Origin of the sequence: Parabacteroides goldsteinii DSM 19448 = WAL 12034 (assembly GCF_000969835.1) — a bacterium.
GTDB lineage: Bacteria > Bacteroidota > Bacteroidia > Bacteroidales > Tannerellaceae > Parabacteroides > Parabacteroides goldsteinii.
Genome location: NZ_KQ033912.1, coordinates 2,753,627 through 2,772,927, shown reverse-complemented (window position 1 = coordinate 2,772,927; position 19,301 = coordinate 2,753,627). Strand labels below are relative to the sequence as shown.

Below are 19,301 nucleotides of genomic sequence, written 5' to 3'. Positions count from 1 at the left end.
CTTTTATTTTTTTAAGGTTTAACATTAACTGATATATACTCACTCTCTATTGTAAAATTGACCGGCATGGTCGACTCAAGCCCTGTCAATACTTTTACCATATCGTCACCCAGATTCAGCGAGCCGGAGCAACGTAATGCTCCTACTTCGGGATCATAGGTAATTATTTTGCCATAATAATTGGACAGCTTATCCAGAACAATGGAGAATTGTTCATTATCAAATGTGTAATATCCGTCTTTCCAGGAAATATAGTTTTCTACATTTACTTTCTTTATATCGGTAGTTCCTTTTTCGTAAGTCAGCCGATCGGAAGGCTTCAAAACGGATTCGACACGGTTGTCTGTGCGTACATTTACTTTTCCTGAAACAAGAACCACAGAAACATCCTGACCGGCTTCATAAGCCGAAACATTAAATTTCGTTCCTAATACGCGGATATCCATTTTCTTGGATTTAACGGTAAACGGACGTTTCTTATTCGGGCTAACTTCAATATAGATTTCGCCATCTACATATATTTCGCGTTTCGTATCTTCAAAAGTAACCGGATAGACAACCCGGGTGTTTGCATTCACCCATATTCGTGAACCGTCGGCCAATTCCAAGAAGGAACGTTTCGCGACCGGTACGATGAGTTGGTTGTAAATGGGGTCATTTTTTTTATTCACTGTAGCGGTATTTTGGGAAGTTTCCACCTTTTGTGTGTTAATATGTAATTCGCCTTGCTTGCTATATTGCAAACGTGGATCTTCTTCCTCTATAGTCACTTTTTTCTCATCGGCTAGAATCAACTGGACAGTTTCTACCGGATGTGCGGGTTTTTGTACTTTCTCGATTGCAGTCAGGTTGTCATTCGCATAAAAACCGGTATAATAATATCCTCCCACTGCTAATAACAAAGCTGCCACAGCCGCCACTGAGGAATACCAATATCTGAAGAATCGTTTTTTATTATTAGTCTGGCAAATCTCTTTCCAAAGCAAGTCTTTGTCATCAGACGAGAAAGCCCGCTTACGATAAGGAATGGAAAGGAGGATGCCACTCGCAATCATAACTTCTTTAGCAAGAGCTTCATTTTCTTTCTTCAGTTCTTCCCAAAAAGATTGCGATTCAGGTGTAGGACTGGAAAATGATTTCAGAAAGAAGTCATCTTCCAAAAGCTCTTCTGCGGAATAATTTGTATAATCTTTTTCTTGCATTCAAATTGTATTAAATAGGTTTCCCTATAATGAATACAATCGAGCAGAAAAATTATACTCAACAAAAACATTCTTTTTTACACAAAAAGAAAAAAATAATAATTAATGGCAATGACTCCCTTATTCTTTTTAGAGAGCGCTGGATAGTATTTTGCACCGACTGGTAATTCATTCCCGTAAGAACAGCTATTTCTTCTATGGACAATTCTTCTATGTAGCTATAATAGATTATTTCCCGTTGCCGATCGGTCAGCAGGCTAAGCACTGTGCGTATAGTTTTCTGCATTTCGTCCTGATTTAACGCTGTTGTCACTTGGTCTTCGGCACCAGGGTCAATGTATTCATTATCCTCCAGGTCGATTTTATCAAAAAAGAGTTCTCTCTTTAATAGATTGTACAAACGATTTTTCAGGCAAGTAAACAAATAGAATTTGATATTGGCTTCTGCCTTCAAATGTTGTCTATCACTATGCAATTTCACAAAAACATCATGGATCGCATCCTTAACAAGATTCCCATCTGTGGTGAACTGAATACCATACCGAAACAATACATCTGCATATTTCCTGTATATAATCTCGAAACAGGCATCATTACCGTTTATGAAATTCATCCAAAGATCATTATCCGATGTTTTATGATTTTCTAATAGCATATTTTCTTTTCTCCTCTTTCTTCTTCTCTAAATGAGTTCTTAATTGTATAAAAACTTTTGAATCCAATAATCCCCTGGCTGGATAATAAATAAAAAGAGGCGTGAGGACTGTTGATATATCTAACATTGAGGCCTTCGACTGCCCTAACCATTGATATAAACAACAGCTCACACCCTTTTATTTTGAATATTCCTATATGTAAAAACACAGGGATACAACAAAAACAAGCATGTGAGCGTTCGCTGTCTACTATCCAAGGTTATGAAAGTGCGAAGTTCCAATGTTAGGATAATATCATAAAAACGCTTCTCGTAATTAATCCAATCATTTTATGACAGAATTTTACCAAAGATTGGATTACAAAAGTAGATAGAAGACTTTGGTTTCACAAATTATAATATACTTTTTTTCACCTATTACAATGAAGATGAAAGTCAATGTATCTGATTCCGATCAAAAAAAGAAAGTGTTGCAAGCACTTCTCCCGTCCCAACGGACAAAGCAGTTACTTTGCAACACTTTCATCATACATTCAAGGAAAGATCACTCGATCTCCGGACGGTCTTCACCGCCTCCTTCTTCAGGAGTTGTCTCGGGTGCGCCGTTCAATTCCATCCAAAAGATGTTGTTGCTGATAAGCGAACGGTTCATCGTCTTACTACCGCTGTTTTTCGTGGCTTCAGGAATGAAACGAACACGTACACCGGTGATCTGCGATGCATTCACCTTATCTGCCGAGTCAGCTCCATTGCCGTTAGAGGTACAGGTGTAGTAGAAAGTACCCAGACCATCGATCTTCACGCTGCGTCCCTGTGCCATATAATCGGCCAAAACGCCTGCCAGATCCGTCAAGACAGCATAGACGTCAGCACGACTCACGGTAGAAATCTGCGACAGGCAATCGGCTACCTCTTTCGTCGTTACGGGTTTGCCCACGGTAACTGCCTGCGGATGCCACTTGCCACCCATTTTTTTAAGAACCTTTTTAAAGAATGCCATAATTGAACATTTTTAAAAGCCTCCCCTTACTCTCTGCACATACAACAAGTCTGAGGATCGGTATAGCGACCTATAAGAAGTCACCATGTCACCTATAAGAAGTCACGATGCCACCTAAGATTAGTGGCATTACCGCCCTACAGAACTGTTCCAATACATCAAGTAACGGGATAAATCTGATTACCGGAGTTCCCACGCCATCTCCGACTTAGCGTGTCGTGTTTAAATTCAGTCATTTTGTATTTCGTATTTACTTTTTATTACAGGAGCTTCCATAACTGCTTTCCGAAGGTTATAGGGATTAATATTTACTTTTCCTTTTACCAATTCGGGAACATTATAAGAAGTCAGACAATAAATATAAAAGTCTGGGTTCTCCTGAGGCAAAAGAAACGGTTTGGAAGCCTTCCCGGCATCATTGATTTGTGTAAACCAAGGGTACGTATAATATCCGTCATTCCGACGACTACTAAATACCACCCATCCACCCACAGACGACCAGGAATGAAAACTATCCACATCCTCCGAGTTTATCTCGTCTAGCGTCCTATGTGTCTTATTTTTTAAATCATATAAAGCCAAATCAGATGATTTATGATAATTGGAAAACGAACCGTATTCCACCTCCGTATAAAGCAAAAAACGTCCGCAGGGAGAGACTCTCGGATGTAACATACTTTTATTAATCCGGGAAGCTGACACTAATGTATCCACCGTTTCCCCAAATTCCATTTTATCCGCATCAAAACGAATCGCACAAAGAGATAATTTTAAATCACTCTTATATTTAGGAACCTGAACAGCTTTACCCCCGCAATAAATCAAGGTTCTACCATCGGGCGTAAACACAGGATAATTATTATGCAATGAATCTGCAAATAGTTCCGGAATTGTATAACTTTTCTTGTCTTTCAAATCATATACTATCACATCCGCCCCCAAGTCAAAGACCTCTATGGGAGTCTTCCCTTCATAAAAAATTTGTCGCGTCTGACTAACAGAAAAAGCAATGTAGTTGCCCGACGGATGCCAAAAAGGATATCCGGCGGCCTGTGACATTTCTCCCGCCTGAGTATTCACTTTCTCTATTTCTCCATGTCGGATAAAATAAGTCCCCGGATTTTTCTGACGTGAATGAAACAGCATCTGATCCGGATCATTCTGACAAAAAGAATGGCAGTTTATACAGCCGGTTTCCGATTTCATATTATCGATTAAAACTTCATCATTAAAGTTTGTCAAATTCCGCTGGTTAATCGACATAGTATTAGTAGTTGTATACCCTGGTTCTATTTTTCGATAAACCAGTACCGGATCAATTGGAGCAATCGACACCTCCCAGTCAAACGGAACGTATTGATATGTCTTTCCATCCCATTCGGCTTTCAATGTCACCGATATATGACCTCCTTTAGCCTTTTCAAGCCATTGTTTCCACTTCTTTTCCGGGAAAATAATCTTTTCTTCTCCTGTAAGTACCCAACTCTCGTCAGAAAACCGCAACACAGCCTCAACTCGCTCAGGGCGACCAGTCACTTTAAAGTTCAACGGGGCAATATTGTAGGGTATGACAATATCGGTATAATCGGGAAACAACTGGGGTTTCTGCGACAGTTCCTCAGTTATATCCTTGGATACGGATTGACACGAAATGCATACCCATACCAATAAACAGAAATAACAATACCTATTTATGAACATCGACAGATTCATAATAATAAAAGTAACTGGATTTATAATCATTATTCATTACCAAATAACCGGATATCGTATTTAGCGGACGTTTTCCCTGAGTACAATACTCTTTGAAACGCGCCAATACGCCTTCATCATAGTTTATCTTTAATTTCCGGTCTTCACTGATTTTATTCCCTCGCTCATAGATTAAAATTCCTTCCTGACACAGGATCGGGATTTCCGAGTTCGGAGAAAAATCCAATTTATAGCGGACCATCCTAGCCACCCAATCAACCTTTTTCTCCAGTAATGCCAAATTCCAAGCATATTCCAAAGCCAATGTTTCAAATGGTAATTGGATAGCTAGGTTTGTTATATTTTCTAATGGCCTGTTCATGCCTATTTGGAAACCATATGAAGGAAGCATCTTCCGGAAACGAATGATCCAATCGACCTGTTCCAGATCTGGATCATGTTTCATCCGGTTCAACAAATCGACAGCCCAGCGATTATACATCACCGTTTTTTTCAATATACGCAGAAGTTTTATTGCCAAATCATTTTCCCGATAAATCAAATGGATCATCGCCAAGCGTTTAAGATGATAAGGGTTCACCCCCGTATCCAACATCGACATGGCTTCAGTCGAGAACACCTGACTAGCCCGAAAACAACCTAAGTTCCAATAGATATCGCTCAAACGAGTTTTCGAAACATACGATTGCTCACCCGCTGAAACCAATGACTTCGAATAAGGGAATCCATCCCGAAACAAGGCATTACTCAATTGTCCGGTTTGTGCCAATGCCATATAATAATAATTCAAGGTTCTAGAGTTCAGTTTTTCGGCATCACATATACTACCCAGCAATTTATTCCAATCACCTTGTTGCATTAGGTAAAACAATTTCATCTCAAACTCCCTGGTACGGTCGGTATTCACATGACAAGCATATACGGCCAACAGAAGATAACCGGAGGCAACAAAGAGATAACCGCGTGAACAACGTAATAAAAAGATACAACCGACAAAAGAAGTCATATAAATCAGATACCAAGGATACCAATCCAATTCCCATTCAGCAACAAACACTTCTTCCATCGGGAAACAATATTGGAGCAATAAAGTCGTGAACAATGCTGAAAAGGCAAAAAGAGAACAAAGAGAGATCAGGTAAGAATAATTTCTCATTCCTTTCAGATACTCATAAACAAATATATACAAACAAGCTACAAACGCTGCTTCTTTACAAATATACCAAAGAATACAAGCAAGGCAATAACTGAACAAAACACGTATGCGCTTATCGGATAGTCCGATATAAAGACGGCAACAGATAAAAGAAATCAATAAAGTTAGATCTTTCGACAAGGGATAATCGGAGAAACTATGTAGAGACCAAACAAATGTCGTCGAATATAAAAAAGATAAAAGAATGCGGTAACGAGATTCTGTAAAAGGTTTTAACAACATATTTATCAGAAGTCCCAAGAGAAAAGCCAGACTTATCAAGACTCCGATTCCGAAATACCTAATCACATAAAATTGTACCAGAAAAGAGGCTAGATAATCTACAATTCCTTGTATCCGAGGAAGAAAAGAGGTGAAAAAATCAGTTGTTGCTAAAAAATAACCAACCTGTCCAGATAAAATAATCCGGTAAGATTGGGTATAAAAGAGATATGTTACCATACCTACGAATAGAAACAGGACAAATAATATGTCCACAACCTTCCTGTTCATAATGAATTCACTTTAGAAGAAAGGAGGGTATGTTGTACCCCAACACACCTCTCCTTACATTCAACATGTTTATCTACAAGTTATAAAGACTACTTATTCAGGAAAATCCCTTGAATCTTCTTTCGTATTAAAGCTATCCGGTGAATTAGCCGCCGGCTTATATATTGTATAATACGTAAATGAAGATCCGCTTTGGACATTCTGAATAATATCTTCCGATACTGTAGCCAACACCTCACGAATCTGTTGTTGACCGGTTGCATCGGTGTAAGTCATCACGCATTTCTCCGCACCGTCATTTGCTGCGCCCCAGGTTATCAATATATTACCATCTTCCGTCTTCGAAATGTTTTCAATATGACGGTTAGGTAAGGTATTCCGATAATCTTCACCGCAAGCTCTACCTGTTGCTTCAAACGGAAGTGAACGATTTCCATATTTATCAAAACTGACGATTTGGAACAAGTATTCCCGTTCCGGCAGATTTTCAATCATAAGAGAGAATTCACCAACTTGTCCGCCGACATTGAAATCAATGGAATCCGTATAAGCATTCCAGTAAATACGGAGCTTCTCAATACGTTGGGCATTGATGAACAATTCCATCTTAACACGACCGTTACCCGGACCGACGGATGCACTATCCACTTTCGCCGCATAAATAGTTTCGCCTTCTTCCAGGAAACCAATATGTAAAGCGTCCATATCATCACAAGACGTAGAAAATACCCCAACACAAAAAATCAGCAGGGGAATAACATATTTTACTATCATACTTCTATACATTTAATAATTACCTTACTTATCCTCACCAACCTGTCCATAGACCTCTATTTCAGACATATGGAAAAAGTCACCATTAGACCAAGTTTGCAAAGCATGCAAACGGAGATAACGAACCTTAGGTTTACTTGGGTCACAAACGAACTCTTCACCCGCTTCGGCCCATTGCCTGTCTTCATCGGATATCTGCCCTAATGGTAATCCGGAAGGCTTAGTACTCTTACAATCCATCATCAAAGTCCAGACCGAAGGATCATTCAAATTTTCAGCATCTGAGGTTCCCCAGATTTCAAAATGTTCCAAATTTCCATGTTTATAAATCCAGTCACCCAAACGTTGCCATACTTTGATACGGCTGATCTTCCCGGTCACACCTAAGTCGAATGTAATCCATTGCGGCCAAACACCTGACCCATTAGCTGTATGAAATCCGTTACCGTCACTTTTCGTCCCATCAAACAAGTTTGCGAGAACCCATCCCCAAGCCGAAGGTTGGTCGCCTTCAATAGACATACCTGTGATTTTTGTTCGATCAAATTGTTCCTCAAACAGAGGTGAGATGGTCGTTTCCAAAGCTTCACTTACATTTCCCCAACGATCCTGTATATAAATTTTAAAATCTTTCGGATCAGTATCCATTCCACGAGTCGCGGCACTACCTTCTACCACCGTACTATAGTAAGCATCGATCCGGTTGAACTCATTGTTATTATCTTTTTGTTCCAAAATAACAGAAATTTCAGATCGCCCGGGATTATCCCAATAGGCATGTACACCACCAAAGTCGGCAATCAACTTTAAAGTACGTCCGATCGTAACAACAGGAGCCTCCAGTGGCTTCACGGTCACTTTTACAGGTGACGATTCATTCAGACTACGATCTATTGCTACCAGTTCCACGATACGTTCATCTTCCGTGCCGAAACCCTCGATCTTAAGAGTATCCACAAATAAGGAAGCTTTCACTTCACTTGAAACACCTGATTTCAATTCATAATTAGCTTTTACACAAAGTAGATCTTCATCGTCCGGCAAAGTATATTTCAAAATAGCACCACCCGGAATATTAGTAACTTCTACATTGCTGACAGGTTGCGGAGCGACAGAATCTGTTTTAACAAACGTACGTTCCTCTTCCGAACATGCAATCAGAAGCAAAACGGAAAGTATATATAATAAATTCTTTTTCATTGTCCCATTTATTATGATTACTAATTACCAACTTACCAATCAAAATTCTGAACCAGATTCGAATTTATCGAAATCTCTTTTTCATTGATCGGCCAGAAATAATCTCTTACTGAAAACTCAACTGGAGTCTGGGCCACTGAAGTCACTGTGTAGAAGAGATCTTGAGTATCTCCCTGAATGACATTCCATCCTTTTGGCTGTTCATTAAGATCCTGAATTCTCTTCCAGCGTCTGAGATCCCAGAAATGTTGTCCCTCAAAAACCAATTCGATTTCACGTTCATGCTGTATAATTTCCCGTAAGCCTTCTTTGGTTGCAGCTTTAGAAGGAGAAATGGAATATTTAGTCCAGGAAGCCTGAACTCCTTCCAAACCGGCGCGTTCACGAATCATATCTACATATTTATATACTTCACCGCTCGGACCGCTATATTCATTCAGTGCTTCAGCATACAACAAATACAGATCTGCCATACGCATGATCGGGAATGGATAATACTCTATACTATAATCGTTCGCCGTCATAGCATCTTTAAAACTATGCATTTTCTTAGCTCCGTATCCTGTAACAGAGAATGCCTCGGAAGCAGAAGCTACTCCTGAATATTCTTTCGCACAAAATTCGCAATGCTTTACATTATCCGGAAACTTATTATAACCGTTACCGAAATAGATACCTCGGTCAAAACCTATATTTGCATAGAATCGGGGTTCACGATTATAATGTAGATTAACAGTCTTCTGCCCCTCCTTTACATAATACTTTTCAGCACCGGAAGAGACTTCCGGACGAATTTCGTAACGTTGGCTATACCAGTTGTTCTGTACCCAGTCTCTATCTTCATTGATAGGTACGCCATGGGATGAATAGAATTTTTCAACCGTATTCAATGTTGGGGCCCACTCGGTACGAACTACTGTTCCCATTTCTGCACCAACACGCAAAACACGGGATTGACATCGTTGAACAAATGAATATTGGTCATTATTAGTACTCCCCCAAATCAGTTCACAATTCCAACGATCACAAATAGCCTGACGTAAAGTGGTTTGCAATTTGAAGGTATCGTTCTGCGTACTCAACAGTGGATCTACACTCGTATAAAGCCGTTTATTCTGTGCATGAGCCATATCAATCGCCTCCAAACAAGCATCTGCTGCTTTTTTCCATTTTTCAGGATCATACGTTTGAGGGAATAATTGTACTCCGCGATTATCGACCAAAGAGGCATAATCCGTATTTCCATTAAACAATGGACTTGCAGCATATGCCAGAACTCTAGCTTTCATTGCTTTAGCCACCAGATTATATACTCGTCCGGCTTCAGTGCCTTCCACCAAGTCGTCATTAGAAGGAAGATCTGCAGCCGCTTCATCCAGCAGATTTACTATATAATCAACAACATTATCTACCGGTTCACGATATACTTTTACCTCTTCCGGAGTAGCCGATACCGGCAGATTGACATCCATAATAGGTATAGGACCATACATTCGGAACAAATAAAAATGATAATAGGCTTTCAGGAATTTTACTTCTGCTATCCAACGGTCACGTTCATACGAAGGTAAATCTGTTACTTTATCCACATTCTCAAGAAAGATATTACAGTCACGAATACCATCCCACAAAGCCGGAATGACAAAGGAATCCCCTGATTTAGCTCCGCTCCAGAAGTTCATATAAGGATCATTCACTTTCTGCATGCCACGGGCAATATAACGCCCGGCAGAATTAATATAAGAATGGCACCAAACTTCATCTGTAGCAGCAATCGCCGGGTCCCACGAGAAATCGCCATGCCTCGGGCGATAGCTATAACAAGTATATAAATACTTTTCACATGCTGTACGATTACGGAATGCATAATCAATTGTCGCCATATTATCCGGAACAATATCCAAATAATTACAAGAGAGACATTCCAGTAATACGATACAGAACAGTAAGCTTTTTAATAATATATTTTTCATCATCTTATTTACATTTTAGAATGACAACTGAACTCCGGCATTAAATACTCTCTGGATAGGATATCCCAAACCATTTCCACCCATTTCCGGATCCCACAATTTAAATTTTGAGAAAGTCAGCAAGTTGGTTCCGCTTAAATAGAAACGTAAATCACTTATATGGGCTTTATCAATAATATGCTTCGGAATACGATAACCGAATTCCAATGATTTCAATCGCAAAAATCCGCCATTCTGCATAAACCATGTAGATTTCTTATTGTTATTTTCAACTACGGATGTAGACAGACGCGGCCACAATGCTTGTGTATTACGATCAGCTTCCGACCAATGGCTATCGGCATACGCTTGCAACAATGCACTTTGGTTTCCAATAAATGGGGAAGTTTTTTCTACATCAATCCAAAACGATTCCCTTGCCAATCCTTGGAAGAAACAAGAAAGGTCAAAATCTTTATATCCCATAGAAAAACCAAAACCGTACACAATTTCAGGACTGGTAGGATAACCGATAGCTGCCTGATCTAATTCCGTTATTTTCCCGTCACCGTTCAAATCCTTATATTTAATATCTCCAGCCATATAATTACCAAACTGAACCGGAGAGTTGCGGATATCTTCTTCATCAATGAATAAGCGTTCAGCAACATAGCCATATTCTTGAGCCAACGAATGACCGATACGTGATTTCCAAGGCGTACTACTATAATCCGGTTCTTCATATACTAAAAACTCACTGGTTGCATACGTGAAATTGGCACGCCCCGTAATCCACAAATCTTTATTGATCGAGTGATTATAATCAAGCGACATATCAATACCATGGCTCTTTGCTTCTCCAACATTTGCTCTCAAACTACTTTGAAGCCCCATCGTCTCCGGTATGGCAGCACGATCCATCAAAATATTCCAACGCTTTTCCGTGAAATAATCTGCCTGGATTTCAATTTTGTCAAATAAGCCTAATTCAATACCATAATTGGCCTTACGTGCAATTTCCCAAGTGATGTCTTCATTCGGATAACGACTAATGGAAATTCCGCTTAACCCACGACCACCTCTATTACCTAACGTACCGAAAGATGAGCCCAGATATGAGTTATTCATATTCACATTAGATAAATAGAAGAAGCGGTCGTCTTCACTACCGATTGCATCATTACCAACTAAACCATAAGTTGCTTTCAATTTTAACTTGGTTACTGTCTTTTTCAAAGCCTCAGGAAAAAAATTTTCATTGGAAATGAACCAACCTAAACCTCCGGAAGGAAAGAAACCAAAACGTTCTTTTTTTGCAAAACGTTCAGAACCGTTATACCCAAAGTTAAATTCAGCGAAATAACGTCCGTCGTAAGCATAAGTATAACGTCCTGCCAAACTGATATTTCGTGAAGGTAATGACTTTTGTAGGTCACTTTCATTTCCATTCTTCGATTCCCTCATCGTGAAAACCAACAAGCCGCCAACATTATGTTTTTCATGGAAAATACGATTCCAGTTCAATGCACTTTCAAAATAAAGAGCAGAATTAACCTTTTTTTCTCCCGGCACATAATTCAAATATTCCGTGCCGCTCTGTTCATTCAATATATTCAGTTTGTAAGTATCTGAGGCCTTGTCGTACATACCTGCCGAATAATAAAAAGGATTATAAGCACGTTTTACTTCAAAGTATGAATAACGACTCGTATTAAACAATCCCCTCAAAGAAAGACCTTCGGTTATGAAATCCAATTTTTGCTCCAATTCAAACTGGGCAAACATATTGGAAGTCGAATATTCTTTATACCCTTTTACCATCTCTGCATACGGATTCATATATTGTGCCTTATCTGCATTACCAAATAAAACATGTTGAGTATATTTATTCGCTTCATCAGGCAAATAATAGGGCGGAAACAACGCCGGATTGGCATTCATCACTTTCTTATACAAATCATCTCCGCCATCCAACGGACCACTATAATCGTCAAAAGTACCCTGCAAACGAACCTTTGCTGTTGTTGTAGGTGTTACTTTAATATTTACGTTGGAACGTAAAATATAACGATTCAAATTGACATTATTATTAAAGTTACTTACACCGTCTACTTTCTGATTTCCTTTATCTGAGTTATAAGTTCCTGTGATATAATAACTGGCAACTTTACCACCACCACTTAAGTTGAAATTCAAGCGACGACTATGAGCCTGTTTTTTAAACATAATATCATACCAATCATTAGCAGGGTAAACATACGGATTTCCTCCGGCAATCGTATTATCAATTTTCTGTTGTGAATACATGGTTGCTCCCAGTGGGTCACGTGTTTTAATGGCCTCATTGTGCAGCTTCATATATGTTACCGCATCTGCCAAATCAACCATACTTGTAGGGGTTGTGATAGACTCTTCATAACGGACATTCAGTCTGGCTTTTCCTTCAACACCTTCTTTCGTTGTAACCAAAATAACGCCATTTGCTCCACGCGAACCATACAGGGCTGTTGCTGCAGCATCTTTCATAATATTAAAACTGGCAATGTCATCTGGCTGGATTTTTGACAAATCTGAAGAAGATATTTCATTATTATCCAACAATACCAATGGATCTTTTTTATAACCGAATGTTGTTACACCGCGAACGAAGAATTCTGCATTGTCTTGTCCAGGTTCTCCACTTCTCTGATAAGCAATCAAGCCGGAAATACGACCAGCCAAAGATGTTGTCAAGTTACTACTGGGAACTTTTAAATCAGTAGGTTTAACGGAAGTAATAGAAGAAATAACCGATTCTTTTTTCTGCTTGGCAAAAGCAACAACTGTAACCTCTTCCAATTCGTCAACTTTAGGTTTCAATGTAACATTCAGTTCTTTTTTACCTATAACAGGAATTGTTTGCGTTTCCATTCCTAAATAAGTAAAGACCAATTTGTCTGATTCTTTTACTTCTATAGAATATGTCCCATCAACATCGGTAGTTACCCCCCTCGGCGTTCCTACAACCTGAATAGCAACTCCAGGCAAAGGTTCACCTAAATCATCTGTCACTACTCCACTGATTTTTTTCTGTTGTTGCATTGGAGCAGGAATAAGAGCCATTCCTGCTTTTTTGACTTTATTATCTGTAATAGTAGATTTTTCATCAGCTCCAGTGGCAAAAGCCGAATCTGCCAAAACAAATAAAAATGTCGTAAAAACGAATATAGGAAGGGATCTTTTAGCTACCATCCCTATTTCAATTCTTTTTTTATTCATAATAATTACTTAGTTTAAGAGTTTTAACCAGTTTTACATTTGGTTTAATCTTACGTGAACCGAATAATTGTGTAAACATTATCCGTTTTTAGCATACTGTCCTTTTCTTTATATCATAGGCATTAAATTTAGGTTTACAAATTCTTTTATATTCATTAATACTATAGCTATATCTCATCCACCTTCAATTCATATTGAGATTAGAGATAAGGTCAAACAAAAGTTAATACAAATATCAAACGACTATTCATAAGTCTAAACCATAAAAATCATCACCTTTGCAATCTATTATCGCATACTTATAAAAAAGTCTCTGAACCATAGTCTTTGTAGAACTATGGTCCAGAGACAATAATTATTCCGAGATAATCAGTAAATTGCGTCAAAAATATGCAGACAAAACTCAACAAACGTTTTGTTAAAGGTTAAAACTTCACCTTTTACCCCTCTATTATTAGTTTAATATCGGATTTTGCAAAAAAAAGAACGGATTTTTTAAACGATTTTATCGGATGTTTTTCTATTTTTGCAAAAAGATACGTAGTTCTACAAAAACTATGATCATTATTTAACTAATCATCAATCCCTGCCTATATATATTGAATCACATTTTATTCTTTAACAGACGGAGGAAACAGTGCTTTCGTTATTTTCCGACGTACAAGCCAAACAGAAAGTACACCCCCAAAAAGCATTGTTTTTTTTATATTTTCACATCATCAACTTCATTTATTATTAAACTTTTTCACCGCATCAAACATCGCGATAATATTCTCCGGCGGAACATCCGGAAGTATATTGTGCACGGTATTAAAGACAAAACCACCTCCGGACGACATGATCTCCAGACGCTCCAGGACTTGTTCACGAACTTGAGCCGGTGTGCCGTTGTTCAGTGTGCCGACGGTTTCTACACCACCGCCCCAGAAAGTACAATCCTGTCCGAACTCTTTTTTCAGAAATTCGGGAGACATATCTACGGCATTGGTTTGTACCGGGTTGAAAACTTCAATTCCAGCCTCGATCATATGGGGCATCAATGAAGAGATGGAACCGCAGGAATGGATAAAGGTATGCATCTGACTATGAGATTTTACATAATCACATAACTGTTTATGACGGGGTTTGAAAAGGGTTTTATAAGTATCCGGATCCATGAACGGACCGGTTGTCATCCCGAGATCATCCCCGAAGCGGATAATGTCAACTATATCGCCGACCGAAGCACAGACCTTTTCAAGTGTTGCCAGGTGACGTTCCAGCAACTCATCCAATACACGTTCCACCTGATCCGGATCACAAAGCAGGTCCATCAAGAAATTATCCATCCGGCGCAGGAAAGTTCCCCATTCAAAAAGATTGCAACCGCAAACGATCATCAACGCTTTATCCGTTGTCTCCCGCAAATGCAAGGCATTTGTTCTCAACTGTTCCCAGAAACCGTCATCGGCAGCATGGTCCCAGGGACTGTGTACATAACGCGACCACAGGACACGTCCCATCTCTTCATCCAGACCGTCGTAACTATCAGGATAGCCATCCACGTAAGGGAAATAGGACTGGTCGAAGAATGTGGCACCTTTCGGCATCATTGCTAACAGGCGTTTACCATCGGTATCATAACAATGCCAAGAACCGTTGGGTTGTTCTACAGGATTAAACCAGGCGGGATACAGGGCTTTATCGCCATTAGCCAGTATTGTCTCCTGCCAGTCGGACGGACTCACATTAAACGTACGGCCGATATCGAGGAGATCGATACCGAACTGATCGATAATCGACAGATCCGGCTGTGCCAGTTGCTGCACCACATCGTAAATCTGAACCGGGAGGTCGGTACGCCCCAGGTGTTTTAATAAATTGGAATAGGCAATTGCCGAAATACCCGAACTGGGAGTTGCTCCCATATCGACCGGAACACGGTCGGGCTCTTTATGAGCTATAGCTGATAAAACACGCTCTCTTGAAGTCATAATTTTCAATTCTCAATTTTCAATTTTTAATTATCCTCACTCTCCGCCACTCATTCCTATAATGAAAGAGGCAGCAACCAATACGACCAGTCCGACATACATCCATGCTTTTGTCTTTGTATCCGTAGCCTTCCATTCACCCCGGTACAATCCCCAAAGGGTAGCAAAAACAATGGTCAGCGACATCAATATCCCCCAGGCCGTAAACGAAAACTCTCCCATCCGGCTTTTCCCCATACCGTAAAAGATAAAGTTGACAAACCAAAGAAAACCCGCCAATCCGCAATACAGATAGTTGCTTGAAACAGCGATATCCTTTGTCTTTACAAAGACTTTCAGGTTATTATTCTTTTTCGACAGGAACAAGCACCAAATCGCAGTCGCCAGAAAAGAACCGCCGAACAATACGAAAAAGACAGGTAACGTCTGGAATAGCGGATCGATACCCGAAGCGACCAAAGCAGATGAAATCCCCGTGCCCTGTTCTATACCCAGGGCTTGCGAAGCACCGGTTATTCCGACAAAGAAAACCAGCACCAGTCCTTTTCCGAAATTAAGTTCCGGGTTCGCTTCCGGTCCGACACCTTTATCTTTCCGGTAACCGGCATATCCACTCAAAGCAATACCGACTGCGGCAATCAACAAACCAGCTATCAACATAGTCCCTCCGGATTGCTGCAAGAGAATATTCAACCGCCCGTCGATAGCCGGAGGAATGATCGTTCCTAATATCATCATCAATCCCAAAGAAAGCGAGAAGCCTAACGAAAGCCCCAGATAACGCAGGGAAAGTCCGAAGGTAAGATTACAAATACCGTAGATGATCCCCAGTAAAAAGATCCATCCCAACGTCTGTGCCGAGACACCGGACAGCACATTCATAAAGCCCGGACAAAAAACATAGCATGTCACCAACGGCACGATCACATAAGCAAACAAACTATATATCAGCCAATAGTTTTCCCACGCCCAGTTACGGGTCTTTCCAAAAGGGATCGAGAAACTTCCCGACGAAAACGCCCCGATAGCTATCAGCCCGATTCCGAATAATAATTCAAATGTCATAACTCTTAATGTTTTTTTCTTCTAATATTCCGATACGCACAAGAGGCACTGTTACAGATATCACAGCCATAAGGTCGCTTTCTGACCTCATCCCCTATTCCTATAATTCCGCTAACCGATTTGATCGGCTGCATCAGACAAGATTCATTGATAGTAATCCCGGTCGGGTGGTCGCCGATATAGGCAAACAGATCGCGCTGCCCTGACAGTGCCCATTCGCAATAGCCCGGACTGTAACGGTTCGTGATCTTCTTTCCCTGTTCTGTCATATCTTCTTCCAAATACTGCTGCACTTTATCCATTGCATTTTCAACGGTCGCCGAGCCGATCGACTCGACAACGAATGCCTCCAGAAAATCACCGTTCTGCTGATAAGCTTGTGACAACCCGGTAAAAATTTTCCCTGCCGTACAAAGAAATAAAGCTATCCGGCCGGATCCTTTCATATAACCGCTAATCTTACGCCCTGTATGCAAATACCCTGCAGAACAAGCGACTATTCCTTCTCTCATATTTACTTCCGGACAATCCAGTACGCGGTATCCGCCGATAATCTCTTTCGAATCTTTCAATTCGTCAAAGGTTTTCTCCACAATCTCCGAGACGAGTGCATAACTCTCTGAATCCGGGATTTGGAGGTACTCCATCAATACCGGTATTTCCGGACGAACCTCTTCAAACGAAAATGTGTATGACCGGAACATCATTTCCCTGTATTAAAATCGGCTATTGCCTGATAGAAGGCTTTGATATTTGCATCCGGGACCAAAGGCGGCATATCACAACCGGAAGATATAACAAAGTTTTTATACTGCGATGTCTTTGACAACAAATCAGCAGTAATCCGGTACACCTCTTCCGATGTGGCCTGTTTCAGAATGCCGACAGGGTCGATGTTTCCCATCACGATGAGGTCTGACGGGCATTGTTCCAGCGTCTCAACCATATTTACGGCATTTCCGAAATGTAAAGCTACAGCGCCGGAATCAATCATTGCCTGGGTACATTGTCCTTTATTTCCGCAATTATGTAAGATCACGGCAAAGTTCTCATCCTGTACCGCCTCCACTATCTGCCGGACATAAACGGTCGAATATTCCTGACAGTCTTCATTGGAAAGTAATCCGGCAGCCGGTTCGGCCATGATCACACCTGTTGCACCGATCGCTTTCAGCTCCCGGCAATAAGCTGTAATATAAGCTGTACATTTATCCAACAGCGTTTTTACCACATCCGGTTCGATATAAATACCGACCATGATCTCAGACATATCATAGAGTCTTCCCGCTAATGAGAAAGGGCCGATACAACCGGACAGGACAGGTTTGTCTTTTATGTTTTCCACTGCCAGACGGTTCGCTTTCAGATATTCCGGCATCCGGCCTGCAGACAAAGAAGGGACCTGCAGGCTATTCACGGTTTCTTCGTCATACACCAGACGCCCGGTAACACTGGGTACCTCGTGTTCCGGCATACTGATCGCACAACCAAAAGCCTCCGCCTCGACAGTCAAATCCATAATGACGGTACAAGCCGTTGTAGGATAGGTTTCCGTCACCTGTTTGATTGCCTGATAATGAACCTCGCCGTCCGTAACGGCATCGATCACTTTTTTCCCGATCGCTTCAATTCCGGGATGGGTCATGATAGGGATAGCGATCCGCTTGTCGCTATCCTGTAATTGCTCGATAAACTTATTCATACGCTATCAGGCTACGATTGATTCCAACCAGTTGATATTATCCTGCGGATCACGGGCATAAGCATCCGCCCCGATCTTTTGAGCAAATTCCGCATTCAACGGTGCGCCGCCGACAACTACTTTAGTTTCGGGATATTTTGCACGTATAGTGGCGATCATCGGTTGCATATTGCTCATGGTAGTAGTCAGCAAGGCAGACATGCCGCAGACAGCTCCGGGATGTTCGTCCAATGCCTGGATATATTTCTCGGCCGGCACATCTGTCCCCAGGTCGATCACTTCCCAACCGGAGCCTTCCACCATCATGCCTGTCAGGTTCTTGCCGATATCGTGCAAGTCCCCCATAACGGTACCGATAACAAATACACCTTTCCGTTTGATCTCGCCATTCTGAAAAAAAGGTTTCAGGTGCTTCATGGCACTGTTCATCGCTTTAGCCGATAACAACATTTGAGGTACGAATATCTTCCCTTCCGTAAACTTATTGCCAACCCGGTTCATTGCCGGGATCAGGGCGTCATTCAGTACGGATTGAGGAGATAAGCCGTTCTCCAATGCTTCCCGGGTCAATTCGTCAGCACCCGGTTGTCCTTTCATTGCCGGTGGATAGGGCGATGCAAGACTGATCTTGCCGAATTCCACGCATTCGCCAAGTTTAATAATAATGTCGTTCATGTTCAATAATATTTAAAGCCTATTCTATTTATATGCTATTCAGTCTGTATGGAAAACCTCTTCCATAGCAGCCCACCATTCGCCGGGAGCACGGTTCTCTACCGGTTGCTGGCAAGGGTCGGTGAGCTTCCACCATTCCTGTGTGGTCGGATCGGCAGCCATTCGCTGCATATCCTTTTCATAATCATTTCCGATATATTCATAATAACTATACAGCATTCCATCTTTGTAATAAATGGAGTAATTGCGGATATTACACTCACTGATCATAGCCAGCACAGCCGGCCATACAGCAGCATGCAATTTCTTATATTCCTCCAGTTTTTCAGGCTTTACGCCGATAACACTTCCATAACGTTTCATATTTTTCTGTTTATTAGATTAAGTATGAGCAAAAATAGCAGAAGTAAAAGAGTTGAAGTTT

General features: G+C 40.8%; 15 protein-coding genes. All 15 read right to left on the bottom strand.

The features are described from left to right. Window positions 1-11: 11 nt before the first annotated feature. A complete protein-coding gene (locus tag HMPREF1535_RS10015) occupies window positions 12-1,202 on the bottom strand; it encodes a FecR family protein (RefSeq protein WP_046146032.1) in 1,191 nt (396 codons plus the stop codon). Window positions 1,203-1,260: 58 nt separating this feature from the next. Further along, a complete protein-coding gene (locus tag HMPREF1535_RS10010) occupies window positions 1,261-1,815 on the bottom strand; it encodes an RNA polymerase sigma factor (RefSeq protein WP_161799496.1) in 555 nt (184 codons plus the stop codon). Window positions 1,816-2,401: 586 nt separating this feature from the next. After that, window positions 2,402-2,857 carry an HU family DNA-binding protein gene (locus HMPREF1535_RS10005; RefSeq protein ID WP_046146030.1) on the bottom strand — a complete coding sequence of 152 codons (456 nt, stop codon included), beginning with the start codon at window positions 2,855-2,857 and terminating at the stop codon, window positions 2,402-2,404. Window positions 2,858-3,085: 228 nt separating this feature from the next. Beyond that, window positions 3,086-4,558 (bottom strand): TolB family protein, encoded by a 1,473-nt coding sequence (locus HMPREF1535_RS10000; RefSeq protein ID WP_228100051.1) that lies wholly within the window; start codon window positions 4,556-4,558, stop codon window positions 3,086-3,088. Continuing rightward, window positions 4,545-6,227, bottom strand: a complete 1,683-nt coding sequence (locus HMPREF1535_RS09995; protein ID WP_229102435.1) for a DUF6057 family protein — start codon at window positions 6,225-6,227, stop codon at window positions 4,545-4,547. Before HMPREF1535_RS09995 ends, HMPREF1535_RS10000 begins: the two co-directional genes overlap by 14 nt. Before the next feature lie 144 nt (window positions 6,228-6,371). Then, entirely contained in the window at window positions 6,372-7,052 is a 681-nt protein-coding gene (locus HMPREF1535_RS09990; protein WP_046146028.1) for a DUF4998 domain-containing protein, read from the bottom strand. 24 nt (window positions 7,053-7,076) lie between these two features. Then, window positions 7,077-8,252 (bottom strand): DUF5000 domain-containing lipoprotein, encoded by a 1,176-nt coding sequence (locus HMPREF1535_RS09985; protein ID WP_009860099.1) that lies wholly within the window; start codon window positions 8,250-8,252, stop codon window positions 7,077-7,079. Between the two features lie 32 nt (window positions 8,253-8,284). Next, window positions 8,285-10,228, bottom strand: coding sequence for a RagB/SusD family nutrient uptake outer membrane protein (locus tag HMPREF1535_RS09980; RefSeq protein WP_046146027.1), 1,944 nt, complete (start codon window positions 10,226-10,228; stop codon window positions 8,285-8,287). 12 nt (window positions 10,229-10,240) lie between these two features. Next, window positions 10,241-13,462: a SusC/RagA family TonB-linked outer membrane protein gene (locus HMPREF1535_RS09975; protein WP_009860101.1), complete on the bottom strand. Its 3,222-nt coding sequence runs from the start codon at window positions 13,460-13,462 to the stop codon at window positions 10,241-10,243. 725 nt (window positions 13,463-14,187) lie between these two features. Beyond that, the gene (locus HMPREF1535_RS09970; RefSeq protein WP_046146026.1) at window positions 14,188-15,435 is read right to left on the bottom strand and encodes a uroporphyrinogen decarboxylase family protein; all 1,248 of its coding nucleotides are present in this window, start codon (window positions 15,433-15,435) and stop codon (window positions 14,188-14,190) included. Window positions 15,436-15,471: 36 nt separating this feature from the next. Next, a complete protein-coding gene (locus HMPREF1535_RS09965; RefSeq protein ID WP_046146025.1) occupies window positions 15,472-16,500 on the bottom strand; it encodes an L-rhamnose/proton symporter RhaT in 1,029 nt (342 codons plus the stop codon). A gap of 5 nt (window positions 16,501-16,505) precedes the next feature. Further along, window positions 16,506-17,207, bottom strand: a complete 702-nt coding sequence (locus HMPREF1535_RS09960; RefSeq protein WP_224264106.1) for a vitamin B12 dependent-methionine synthase activation domain-containing protein — start codon at window positions 17,205-17,207, stop codon at window positions 16,506-16,508. Further along, on the bottom strand, window positions 17,204-18,202 hold the full coding sequence (locus HMPREF1535_RS09955; protein ID WP_046146024.1) for a methylcobamide--CoM methyltransferase: 999 nt from the start codon (window positions 18,200-18,202) through the stop codon (window positions 17,204-17,206). The genes HMPREF1535_RS09960 and HMPREF1535_RS09955 overlap by 4 nt, the downstream gene beginning before the upstream one ends. Window positions 18,203-18,208: 6 nt before the next feature. After that, window positions 18,209-18,877, bottom strand: a complete 669-nt coding sequence (locus HMPREF1535_RS09950) for a cobalamin B12-binding domain-containing protein (RefSeq protein WP_046146023.1) — start codon at window positions 18,875-18,877, stop codon at window positions 18,209-18,211. Window positions 18,878-18,916: 39 nt separating this feature from the next. Continuing rightward, window positions 18,917-19,240, bottom strand: coding sequence for an L-rhamnose mutarotase (locus HMPREF1535_RS09945; RefSeq protein WP_009860107.1), 324 nt, complete (start codon window positions 19,238-19,240; stop codon window positions 18,917-18,919). Window positions 19,241-19,301: the final 61 nt, after the last annotated feature.